The 762-nt window shown below is 33.7% G+C and carries 2 protein-coding genes; both read left to right on the forward strand.

The genetic code is table 11. The features are described from left to right. Positions 1-99: 99 nt before the first annotated feature. Positions 100-375, forward strand: a complete 276-nt coding sequence (locus ASC50_RS02310; RefSeq protein ID WP_055430531.1) for a hypothetical protein — start codon at positions 100-102, stop codon at positions 373-375. Between the two features lies 1 nt (position 376). Beyond that, on the forward strand, positions 377-762 hold a 386-nt coding region (locus ASC50_RS02315; protein ID WP_158648302.1), incomplete at its 3' end, for a hypothetical protein.

The following is a 762-nucleotide window of genomic DNA, read 5'->3' on the forward strand; positions in this document are numbered from 1 at the left end:
GCTTTATCTTGATAGTTCCCGCTTTTGGCGGATTAATCGCAACCAGAACAGCATTTTCTTCTTTCATAGGTCGATGGTTGATAACAGACACTATTTATTATGTTAAAAGAAATTTTATCAATTGATTTGAACAATCATGAGATTGTTGTGTGTAGCAATTTGTCAGAAAAAGAAAAACTGAAAATGACAAATGTGAATTTGGAATTACTTTCGGAGGTTTATTTTGTAAAAGATAATCCATCGCTGGTGGCAATCGTATTTTTAACTTGCAATATTGACGATATTTGTCACTATGGAATTGCAGTTAAAGAATCAAACAATGTAAAATGGTGTTTAATTAAGAGTTCTGATTTTAATAACAATTTTATAAAGTAAAATGAAAAAAAATCAAACAAGTCTCGTGTGCTTTTGCTTTTCTATGAGCACATTTTCCGCCCAAGCCGCAGGTCACGATAGTGGCGACGATAATTTTATTTATTTTCTAATCAATCATTTGCCGGATTATCTGTTACATAGTGCTGCGTTTTGGATGCTATTTGGAATGTTAATTGTTGGTTTTATTGGCTGCTTTGTTCTCGGGTTAGAGTCTAAAAAATGTGTTTCATGCAAAAAATGGAATGCAATGGAAACAAAAGAAGTTACTACCGCCAATAACGCAATAAAGACACGGACAGTCGAAACAAAAAAAGTCGCGACAACTAATGTTCCGGTGCCGGTTGTGTGTAGAAAATGTAAGTATTGTGGATATGGGGATGTAAAAAA

This window comes from Candidatus Symbiothrix dinenymphae, assembly GCF_001431085.1.

Bases quoted from the DNA above. Each gene is read 5' to 3' on its own strand.
- ASC50_RS02310 (WP_055430531.1), top strand. From the start codon at position 100: ATGTTAAAAGAAATTTTATCAATTGATTTGAACAATCATGAGATTGTT.